This is a genomic window from Sporosarcina sp. ACRSM, from assembly GCF_022346545.1.
In the GTDB taxonomy this organism is placed as follows: Bacteria; Bacillota; Bacilli; order Bacillales_A; family Planococcaceae; genus Sporosarcina.
The window spans coordinates 52,655-63,288 of the sequence record NZ_JAKRNU010000016.1 but is presented as its reverse complement, the minus strand read 5'-3'; the positions used below and the strand labels follow the sequence as shown (position 1 = coordinate 63,288).

The window sequence follows — 10,634 nt, the reverse complement described above, 5'->3', positions numbered from 1 at the left end:
TAGCCAAGCGGACCGGCAAGGTATTCCTGTACAACCATCAGTTTAAAAGATTCACTATATTTAGCCATAATAAAACACCCCAAAAGTTAGATTTTGACTCTAACTTTCGGGGTGCATATCACCATGAAGTGTTCTCCATTTCATGAAAGGGGTTTTCTATCTTTTACTATCTCCAGATTGTATTCTGTTGCTTTTCTTCATTTACGATAAGCTGGAAGACATCGGGTCGGGAGTAATGACCAACGACATCAAAGTCAAACTGTGATTCAGCAATTTTATCTAAATTGATATCAGCATAGATAATTTCCTCTTTACCAAACACAGGCTCTACAATGAAATTTCCAAGTGGATCAACTACACAGCTTCCACCTCTTGTAAGCTCTTCTGGTAAGTCTTCAAACTCTTTACGTGAAGAAATTTCTTCCGGATACATGTCTTTTGTTGAATATTGATTACAGGATAAGACAAAACATCTACCCTCTACAGCAATATGCTGCATCGTCGCAAACCACGCATCTCTTGCATCAGCGGTTGGTGCAATATAGATTTGTACTCCTTTATCGTACATAGCCGCGCGAGCGAGTGGCATATAGTTTTCCCAACAGATGAGTGAGCCGATTCTTCCGTATGGGGTTTCAAAAACAGGTAATGTACTACCATCTCCTTCTCCCCAAATGAGTCGCTCTGAACCTGTCGGCTTTAACTTCCGATGTTTCCCCAATAGTTGACCATCTGGTCCAAAGAAAAGAGCTGTACAGTAAAGGGTTCCTTGACTTGAATGATCATCTTTTTCAATGACTCCTATGACGACATAGGCTTTCGCCTTTTGGGCGGCTTTACCAATTTCATCCGTTTCAGGGCCTGGTACTGTAATGGAATTATCCCAGTACTGGAAAAAATCTTTCCTCCCTTTATCAGAGCGTGAACCGACTACTGCTCCAAATGACATTCCCCGAGGATAAGCAGGAATAAACGCCTCAGGAAATACGATTATTTTGGCATTTTGTTGGCTTGCTTCTTCAATGAGCCGAACTGTTTTCTTTACCCCTTTTTCCTTATTCATCACTTCTGAACCTGCTTGGACAACTGCCACTTTAAATCGCTTGACTTTCTCCATCTTTTTACATCCTTTCTATTTGATTCATCAGGGAAAAGTGTTTCTACTAATTCTCTGTGATGATCTTTTTTCTCTTCTTCATGACGATCTGTCGTGAGTATACTGACAACGAAAAAGCTGATGCTTCCTAAAATAAGACCTGTTGTTGCCGGCCCAAATGGAAATGGCGATCCAAAAATATAAATAATCGTAAGTGCCGTTTCCCCAATGATGATAGATGATGCTGCTCCAGCAAGAGTCCCTTTTCGCCAAAACAATGGCCCAATCGCTGCTGGAACTAGCTGTAAGACTATTCCATATCCTAATGCTGCTACCGGGACGATAAATCCTTGCGCTACAGGAATAAAGGCGAAAATCACGACGATTACTGTCATTAACAAAACTGTTAATTTACCCATAAAGGTTATCCGTTCAGGGCTTACATCTTTGTTTATAAAACGCACATAAATATCGTTTACTAATAGACTAGCCGTTGTTAATAGAGTGCTATTGATCGTCGAAATAGCTGCCGCAACAACTGCAGCGACTACGATTGCCCCAAAGAATGGTGCATAAGTTGAGAAGAATACCGGAATAATTGTGTCACTATTTTCTACAGAAAGCCCAGGAATTAAGCCTGGTGTGTGCGCAAACATTCCGATAAACAACGCCCCTAGCGCCATTAACCAAGAATTCCAAAACGGTGCAAATAGGGATGTTTTGGCCAAAGTCATCGGGGAACTTGCTGAATAAAACTTCTGCCACATATGCGGCATAATCCAAAACCCAAACGTTAAACCTAAAGCGGTTTCGAGTATTCCTGGAAACTGCCCTTTATTGACTAGAATTTCTGGTGCAACAGATTGTAAGTTAGTAAATGCATGTAAGCCGCCGGCACTTTTAATGAAAATAAATGTAATTATTAATAGAGTAATTCCAAAGAAGAATCCCATAAATGTATCTCCCCAAGCGGCACCTCTCCCCCCACTGAGAGTAACGATAACACCAACGAAAATACCCATGATTAGTATGCCAACCCAATAGGGAATCGCATTATTGGTCAAACTGTTTAAAGAAAATGCGCCACCAGTAATTTGAATCAACATATATGGAATAAGCCCGATCATCCCAACAATCGCAAATAAAATTCGCAGAAATGGACTTTTATAATATTTCTCCATCATGTCTCCTGGCGTTACAAAATCATGTTTTCTTCCTAAGTACCAGATTCGTGACCCGACGAGCCAGATAAATAGCGCGTGCACGACTGCCCATGCAGCAAAAGCTGAAAACCAGACACCATCTCGATAATGTGTTCCTATTGAACCCAACAGCGTCCAGGTACTAAAATAACTTGCTCCAGTAGTCATCACCATAACAACCGTTCCAAGCCCTCTATTTGCTAGAAAAAAATCATTCGGAGTGGCGATGTTCGATTTTGAAGCAAAACTGCTAATCCCAACTAAAATAGCTAAAAATAAAACTAAAACAATCACCGTAATAGCTACTTGGCTCATATTTGCTCACCCTCCACTTTCTCCCCCAAGACTTCTTCAACCCGTATAGCAAATGGCTTGAAAAACTTAAAATAGACAACAAAAATGATAATCGTGTTAATTGCATTTAACAGTAATACCCAAGCTAATGGTTGCGGCAAAAATGCAATAACCTCCAATTTGTTGAATATCCCGAAATTAGGAAGAAAAGTTAAAGCGTAAAAAGTAAAAAACGCGAATATCCAACATGCATGCTGTTTCCTCACCAAAGTCCCCCCCTTTTGACCCCTTTATTTTAGATGCTTAAATGCTGTATGCGCTTCCAATGCCGTTGAATTGTATTTTACGCGCAATCAATTATGATGTAAAATACATAATAGGAATACAAATCATTCCTTGAAGGAATCAAATAGGAGGGAGCGCTATGCAATTAAGATCCTTAGAAGTTTTTGTCATAATTGTAGAGAAAAATAGTTTTACGAAAGCTGCGGAAGCACTTTATGTTGGACAACCAGCTTTAAGTAAAACAATTCAAAAGTTAGAGCATGAGCTGAGCGTTACCTTATTTGACCGCTCCAGCAAAAAAATCAAGCTGACAGATGAAGGAAAATTACTTTACAAAATGAGCAAGGAAATCTTAGAAAAAGTTCAAAGTATCCCGGAGTCTATTGGTGATCTATCTGACAATATAGCTGGGGAGGTAAAAGTAGGCATTCCGCAAATCATTGGCTCTGTTTTCTTCCCCAAAGTTGCCTACTCTTTCTTACATAAATACCCCAACGTATCACTCTCAACAAAAGAAGCTGGAGGAATCATCATTGAAAACCTTGTCTCACAAGGGGAGTTAGATATTGGATTTGTAGTACTTCCTACTGTCAATTCATTGGATTCAGAACAAATCTTTCAGGATAAATTTGTTGTTTGTGTTTCATCAAAACATCCACTTGCAAAAGAAAAAGAGGTTAGATTGTCAGATTTGAAAAATGAAAAATTTATTTTCTTTGACAAATCATTTGCACTATATAATTTGATCAAAAACCATTGTATTGACTCTGGATTTTCTCCTGAAATCAGCTTCCAAAGCACCGAATGGGATTTAGTATTAGGCCTTGTCTCAGCCCAGCTAGGTATCACAGTGATCCCTAATGAACTTACAAATAAGTTATCTGACGTTGATATCGTCACTTTGTCGATTAAAGAACCAGAAATAAATTGGAACATCGGCATTATTACCAGAAAAAATGCATACCAATCGAATGCACTTAGAGCATTCATCCATACCGTAAGAGAAACCTATCAAACATGACTAAGATTATAATTTGTATGGCAAAAATTTATTTATTACCAAATATGAACGATCCATACATCATAAATGGTATAATGATGAGCACTAGTATTGCGATAGGAGGGAAATTTCAATGGAGGATGCAAATCGTAAATTGAGACAAAGCTTCGAGAACCTAAAGAAGGCATTAAGCCGTTTGGAAGAAGCGTTAAATGAAAATCAAGAGAATAGTCTAATCGTAGACGGAACGATTCAACGTTTTGAATTCACAATCGAAATCTACTGGAAGATGCTAAAAAGGTTATTGCTTAGTGAAGGTATCGAAGCGAAAACTCCTCGTGAAACGTTGAAAGAAGCCTATCAAGTGGGTTGGCTTCAAAATGAGCAAGCCTGGCTGCAAATGCTGAAAGATCGAAATGAAACTTCGCATGCTTATGATGAGGAAATGGCCCGAAGAATTTTGGAAAACATCAACCGATACTTTCCAGAAATGAAAACAACTTTTCATCAACTCGAACGACAATATATGTTGGATAATGATCAAAATGAATGAGGCGCTAGTGAATCAACTAATAGAAATCGTCAGTAGTTACCCTGAAATCCAATCGGTACTGTTATTCGGTTCACGTGCTCATGGCGACTATAATGATTTCTCCGATATTGATTTGGCCGTGAAAGCTCCGGGACTATCGGAAATGAAATGGCTTTTGTTAGCAGAACAAGTGGAAAACGAGTTAGACACGCTATTGAAAATCGACTTCGTTTTATATGACCATGCATCGGAAACATTGCGTGAACAAATTGATCAATGCCACCAAATTTTATATCAAACCTGATTTTAAGTGTTGCTGAGTGGGTTGTCCCCTTTAAAAGTCTATCCGTAGAAATTTCATACTAATTTCTACGGATAGCTTTTTTTATTTCAGACTTAATTAACGAAGTAACTGCCTTAACTCTTCAGTCATTTCCTCCACTAACTCGGGTCTCCCATGAAATTGGGCAGGGGTGTTTTGAAATAGCTCAATACGCCAGCCGCGATCCTGTTTCACTGCAACTAGTGTTTGATGGGCATTTACTGCGGGCTCAATATCTGATTTTCCAGGTGGAATCATTCCCGCGATCGCGTGTAAAATTGCAGCATCATCTCCTAGAGACCGTATATCTTTCACCTTTGTTACAAAAGGAGCAGTCGGATGTTCTTCAAAGATAGGCTTAACGTGCAAAAAAATTTCTTCTTGCCCAATTATCTTACTGCCATCAAATCCAATTTGGACTCCGTGTTCTGCAAATTGTTCTGACATTCCCTTTGCATCACGTCTATTCCACGCATCAATTAGTTTTTGATAAAGATTTTGAACTTCATTATGGAATGGAGCATTCATTTTCTATTCCTCCTTAAATTGTGAGAAGCCCTTTCACAAACTGTTGTTATGAACTTCCTAACCATTGCTTATAAAATGAAGAATTATAAAGGTGCTATCTTTACTTGAATAGCACCCTAAATCTTTAATTGCTCTCGGCAGGTTTCCACTGTTTATGGATACCGGCCCACATCACAATTGGAATCAGCACCAATGAAAGCATCGCACCCGTAATTGAAAGAGTAGCAAAACTAGACTGGGCTACAATGATTCCAGATAGGCCCCCACCGATCGCCCCTGACAAAGCAATCCCGACATCGACGGACCCCTGCGTTTTCGCGCGAGTAGTTGGTGGCGTTGCATCGACAAGAATGGCTGTCCCACTGATCAACCCAAAATTCCAGCCAAGACCCAGTAATACAAGCGCTGTAACGAGCACTGCCATCGAATCAGCTGGCCCCCAAGCCGCTAAAAGACCTGCGGCAAGCAGTGTAATGGCAGAAGCGATCGCCATAGCAGAACGGCCAATTTTATCAACAAGCATACCGGTTACTAACGAAGGCAAAAACATCGCGCCGATATGAAAACCAATGACAATTCCAACTGCATTCAAGCCAAATCCATGGTGTCCCATATGTATGGGGGTCATCGTCATAATGGCAGTCATCACAAATTGAGTAATCACCATGACGGAAGCGCCGGCCAAAATACCTCGTCGCTTATCGATCATTGACAAATCAGCATTTTCCTCTAAAGGTAAACGACCGGACGATTGTTTAGCATCCGCGATTGCTTTTGCGACAATAAAAGGATCTGGCCGAAGTGAAACAAAGAGAATCAAACCAGCAAGTGTATAAGCAGCGGCAGCCAATATAAACGGCCCCGCTAAAGCAGGAATTCCTATGGATACCGCAAACTCTCCCATTACATCCACCAAGTTTGGGCCTGCAACTGCACCGAGTGTAGTGGATACCATCGCTATACTGACAGCCTTTGCCCTTTGTTTGGAGCTGGCCAAGTCCGTTCCTGCATAGCGTGCTTGCAAGTTTGTCGCCGTTCCAGCCCCATAGATGAAGAGCGAAAGGAATAACAGCCAAATGCTATTGGTCACTGCCGCAATGATTACACCGATGGCACCAAGCCCGCCAGCCAAAAATCCAGTCGCCAATCCAGTACGACGTCCAAACCGCTGAGATAGCCGCCCCACAAGCAATGCAGCCCCTGCTGACCCTAAAGTAAATAATGCAGTTGGGAGTCCTGACACACTATCTGTCCCTAACATGTCTCGGGCAAGAAGTGCCCCCACTGTTATTCCTGCTGCCAGTCCCGCCCCTCCAAAAATTTGGGAGATGACAACAACGAGTAACGTTCTCTTATAAAGTTGTTGTTGTTTTTCCGGAGAATGAATGAAGGATTGAGTATCTGTCTTACGTCCACGATGTTGTGACACGATCTAACCGACCTTTCTTAAATATTGATTTTATTTTCTTTATCCTCGAACCAGATTCCAAATAGCTTACCATGTACAAAAAAGCCATACAACATTATATTTGTATGGCAAACAATTTATCTATTAGATAAGACCATTTAGCAAACGTTTGAGAATCACCACTCCTTTCTCAAGTTCTTTAAGCGTATCTGGTGCACAAAACGTACAGAGTTTCCTCTGTACGTCAGATGGTGATCATCGGTGAACTCTTCTTATGTTGTGCTCAGCACTTTACTTGCAGGTTCTTGCGGTTGTGACTCCTGTCTTGCTTTCTCCAATTCTAATTCAATTAACAAATCGCCTGAAGAAATCGCTTCGCCATTTTGAACATGGATATCGGTAACGATGCCCGAAAAAGGAGCCTGGACAGTTGTTTCCATCTTCATCGCTTCAGTGATCACTAAATGATCTCCCTGAGTGACTTTCTCTCCTTTTTCGACGAGCACCTTGATCACCGTTCCAGGCATCGTCGCCGCCAAGTGACTTTCATTTTTCGGATTGGCTTTCAATTTTGAAGCAACGGAAGATTTGATGCTTTCATCTTTTATAATCACTTCACGTTGCTGCCCATTTAATTCAAAGTAGACGACACGTGTACCATCTGTTTGTGCCTGTCCGACGGAAACAAGTTTTACAATCAATGTCTTTCCTGTTTCGATTTCAATTTCAATTTCCTCATTAAGCCTCATGCCGTACAAGAACGTCGGTGTATCCAACGTGGAAACATCGCCAAACTGTTCAATTGTTTTCATATAATCCAAGAATACTTTCGGATACAAGGCATAAGCGATCGTATCATGGTCCGTGACTTGGTCGTCCATTTCTTTGAACAATTCTTCTCGGAGCGCGTTAAAGTCTACTTCTTTCAACAACTCTCCTGGACGGACTGTAAGCGGCTCTTTTCCTTTTAAGATCACTTGTTGCAATTGTTTTGGGAACCCGCCATACGGCTGGCCTAAATACCCTTCGAATAGCTCAATGACAGAATCCGGAAAATCAATTTTGTCGCCTCTTTCCAGTAACTCTTCTTCCGTCAGGTCGTTTTGGACCATGAAGAGTGCCATATCGCCAACGACTTTTGAAGAAGGCGTCACTTTCACAATGTCGCCAAACATCATATTCACGCGGCTATACATATCCTTTACTTCTTCCCAGCGCTTGCCAAGTCCGACGGCTTTTGCCTGCTGTTGCAGATTGCTATATTGCCCGCCAGGCATTTCATGTTTATAAATCTCGGTATTCGGAGCGACCATGCCACTTTCGAAATCCTGGTAATATTTTCTGACGCCTTCCCAGTAATGGGACAGCTCTTCCAAGGCATCGCTACTGACAGAAGGCTCGCGCTCCGTTCCATTTAAAGCATGGCAAAGCGTATTGGCACTCGGCTGTGAAGTCAATCCCGCCATTGAGCTTACAGCTACATCGACAATATCCACGCCCGCTTCAATTGCTTTGGCATACATGTAAATGCCACTGCCGCTCGTATCGTGGGTGTGTAAATGAATAGGTAGATCCACAGTCTCTTTCAACTCGGAAATTAACCGGTAAGCTGATTGCGGCTTTAACAAACCAGCCATATCTTTAATGCCGAGAATATGCGCACCTTGGTTCTCTAACTCCTTGGCCATATTTTTATAGTATTGAATGTTGTATTTCGTACGGGTCGGGTCATCAATATCCCCTGTATAACAAATAGAGGCCTCCGCAATCTTGCCGGTCTGGCGGACTGCGTCAATCGCTGTTTCCATTCCCTTGATCCAGTTTAAACTGTCGAAAATACGGAATACATCAATACCGGTAGCAGCTGATTGATCCACAAACTCACGGATGACATTATCCGGATAATTCGTGTAACCAACTGCATTAGATGCACGAAGAAGCATCTGGAATAACACATTCGGGACTTGCTCCCTTAACGAAATCAGGCGCTTCCACGGGTCTTCCTTCAAGAAGCGGTAAGAAGCATCAAATGTCGCACCGCCCCACATTTCAAGAGAAAAAAGATCTGGCAGCAGTTTCGCTGTTGGCTCGGCAATACGAAGCAAGTCATGGGTCCGGACGCGGGTCGCAAGCAAAGACTGATGCGCATCGCGGAAAGTCGTATCTGTCAGCAACACTTCGTTCCGGGATTTCACCCATTCAACGAGTCCATCCGCCCCTTTTTCATCTAGAATCTGTTTCGTACCGGATGCAGCCGCTCCCAACCCGCTAACTTTCGGAATAGGCGGTTGGTCAAACAATGGCTTTTTCTTTTTCTCAATACCCGGAAAGCCGTTGATCGTGACATTGCCGATATAATTAAGCATTTTTGTCCCACGGTCTTTACTTTTTGGAGAAATGAATAATTCCGGCGTCGTGTCAATAAACGATGTATCGTAATTTCCTGTAATGAAATTCTCATGACGCATGACATTTTCCAAGAAAGGGATGTTTGTTTTGATGCCGCGAATCCGGAATTCTTGAAGGTTTCTCAACATCTTGGATGCCGCTTTTTCAAAGGTGAGAGCCTGCGTCGACACTTTAACGAGCAGCGAATCATAATAAGGCGTAATAACAGATCCCTGGTAGCCATTCCCGGCATCTAACCGGACACCGAAACCACCGCCGGATCGATAAGCCATTATTTTCCCCGTATCCGGCATGAAGTCATTCTGCGGATCCTCGGTTGTGACACGTGATTGGATGGCAAAACCATTGACGGTGATATCCTTCTGAGCAGGGATCCCCACTGTTTCACTGTGCAAAGTGTAACCTTCCGCAATTAAAATCTGGGATTGCACAATATCAATGCCGGTCACCATTTCCGTAATTGTATGTTCAACCTGAACGCGCGGGTTCACCTCAATGAAATAAAATTGATTGTCCGCCACAAGGAATTCCACAGTTCCCGCATTTAAATAATCAACGTTTTTCATCAGCTTGACTGCTGCGTTGCAAATAGCTGTCCGCAAATCTTCAGGTAATGAGACGCTTGGAGCTACTTCCACTACTTTTTGATGGCGACGCTGTACCGAACAATCACGCTCATATAAATGAACGATATTTCCATGAGCATCCCCCAGAATTTGTACTTCGATATGTTTTGGATTTTGGATAAACTTTTCTACATACATTTCACTGTTGCCAAAAGCCGCTTTCGCTTCTGACCTTGCCCGCTCAAAGGCTTCTCTTACTTCCTCGATGCTGTTGACAATCCGCATGCCGCGTCCGCCACCGCCAAGTGCGGCTTTAATCATAATCGGAAAACCATGTTCCTTACCAAAAGCCACTACCTCTTCAAGACCGGAGACAGGACCGTCTGTGCCTGGAATAACCGGTATTTCTGCTTGCTGGGCCTGTACTCTCGCCTTCACTTTATCGCCAAACATATCTAAATGCCGAGATGTAGGACCTATGAAAATGAGGTTTTCCTCCTCACAGCGTTTAGCAAACTCTATATTTTCTGACAAAAAACCGTATCCTGGATGAATTGCATCCACCTCTGTCTGTTTGGCAATTTCGATAATGTTTTCAATATCGAGATAAGCATCAATTGGTTTTTTGCCTTTTCCGACTAGATAAGCTTCATCTGCTTTGTAACGGTGATAAGCCCCTGAATCTTCCTTAGAGTAAATGGCCACTGTACGGATGTCGAGTTCTGTACAAGCTCGAAACACGCGAATAGCGATTTCTCCTCGATTGGCTACAAGTACTTTATGAATCCTTTTGTCCTTACTTTGCATATTGGATTACCCCCACTCGTTTACCTATCCAGCAAACTATAAACATTCCAATAATTCCATTGTTCGTTGAATAGTTTTAATAATCATATACTAGTACCCCAAAATAGTTTAGTCAATACATTTTATTTCATTAATGATGATTTATTTTACTCACTATCTTATTTTTTAGTCCTTCAACTCAAAAA

At 41.9% G+C, this 10,634-nt stretch carries 8 protein-coding genes and 1 pseudogene; 3 read left to right on the top strand and 6 right to left on the bottom strand.

What is annotated here, in order from left to right; translation table 11 throughout:
- Positions 1 to 166: 166 nt before the first annotated feature.
- The 3 genes from MHZ95_RS19450 to MHZ95_RS19440 are packed head-to-tail and all read right to left on the bottom strand — an operon-like array spanning position 167 to position 2,858.
- Entirely contained in the window at positions 167 to 1,117 is a 951-nt protein-coding gene (locus MHZ95_RS19450) for a carbon-nitrogen hydrolase family protein (RefSeq protein WP_239392465.1), read from the bottom strand.
- Complete coding sequence (locus MHZ95_RS19445; protein ID WP_239392464.1) at positions 1,063 to 2,613, bottom strand: sodium:solute symporter family protein; 1,551 nt, start codon at positions 2,611 to 2,613, stop codon at positions 1,063 to 1,065. The genes MHZ95_RS19450 and MHZ95_RS19445 overlap by 55 nt, the downstream gene beginning before the upstream one ends.
- A complete protein-coding gene (locus MHZ95_RS19440) occupies positions 2,610 to 2,858 on the bottom strand; it encodes a hypothetical protein (RefSeq protein ID WP_239392463.1) in 249 nt (82 codons plus the stop codon). The genes MHZ95_RS19445 and MHZ95_RS19440 overlap by 4 nt, the downstream gene beginning before the upstream one ends.
- 158 nt (positions 2,859 to 3,016) lie before the next feature.
- Here MHZ95_RS19440 and MHZ95_RS19435 point away from each other — a divergent pair, with 158 nt between their 5' ends.
- The 3 genes from MHZ95_RS19435 (at position 3,017) to MHZ95_RS19425 (ending at position 4,713) form a co-directional block, all read left to right on the top strand.
- On the top strand, positions 3,017 to 3,898 hold the full coding sequence (locus MHZ95_RS19435) for a LysR family transcriptional regulator (protein WP_239392462.1): 882 nt from the start codon (positions 3,017 to 3,019) through the stop codon (positions 3,896 to 3,898).
- Positions 3,899 to 4,010: 112 nt separating this feature from the next.
- On the top strand, positions 4,011 to 4,430 hold the full coding sequence (locus tag MHZ95_RS19430) for a nucleotidyltransferase substrate binding protein (protein WP_239392461.1): 420 nt from the start codon (positions 4,011 to 4,013) through the stop codon (positions 4,428 to 4,430).
- 7 nt (positions 4,431 to 4,437) lie between these two features.
- On the top strand, positions 4,438 to 4,713 hold the full coding sequence (locus MHZ95_RS19425; protein ID WP_239392460.1) for a nucleotidyltransferase domain-containing protein: 276 nt from the start codon (positions 4,438 to 4,440) through the stop codon (positions 4,711 to 4,713).
- A gap of 96 nt (positions 4,714 to 4,809) precedes the next feature.
- On the opposite strand, the gene MHZ95_RS19420 is transcribed toward MHZ95_RS19425, so the two are convergent.
- The 3 genes and pseudogenes from MHZ95_RS19420 to pyc form a co-directional block, all read right to left on the bottom strand.
- The gene (locus tag MHZ95_RS19420) at positions 4,810 to 5,259 is read right to left on the bottom strand and encodes an SgcJ/EcaC family oxidoreductase (protein ID WP_239392459.1); all 450 of its coding nucleotides are present in this window, start codon (positions 5,257 to 5,259) and stop codon (positions 4,810 to 4,812) included.
- 124 nt (positions 5,260 to 5,383) lie between these two features.
- Positions 5,384 to 6,688 (bottom strand): MFS transporter, encoded by a 1,305-nt coding sequence (locus MHZ95_RS19415; RefSeq protein WP_239392458.1) that lies wholly within the window; start codon positions 6,686 to 6,688, stop codon positions 5,384 to 5,386.
- A 320-nt stretch (positions 6,689 to 7,008) separates the two neighbouring features.
- Positions 7,009 to 10,449: pseudogene (gene pyc / locus MHZ95_RS19410) on the bottom strand (pyruvate carboxylase); the annotation flags it as partial.
- Positions 10,450 to 10,634: the final 185 nt, after the last annotated feature.

Excerpts from the sequence above, each read along its gene's own strand:
- MHZ95_RS19435 (WP_239392462.1), top strand. The coding sequence starts at position 3,017 with ATGCAATTAAGATCCTTAGAAGTTTTTGTCATAATTGTAGAGAAAAAT.
- MHZ95_RS19445 (WP_239392464.1), bottom strand. The coding sequence starts at position 2,613 with ATGAGCCAAGTAGCTATTACGGTGATTGTTTTAGTTTTATTTTTAGCT.
- MHZ95_RS19420 (WP_239392459.1), bottom strand. The coding sequence starts at position 5,259 with ATGAATGCTCCATTCCATAATGAAGTTCAAAATCTTTATCAAAAACTA.
- MHZ95_RS19450 (WP_239392465.1), bottom strand. The coding sequence starts at position 1,117 with ATGGAGAAAGTCAAGCGATTTAAAGTGGCAGTTGTCCAAGCAGGTTCA.
- MHZ95_RS19430 (WP_239392461.1), top strand. The coding sequence starts at position 4,011 with ATGGAGGATGCAAATCGTAAATTGAGACAAAGCTTCGAGAACCTAAAG.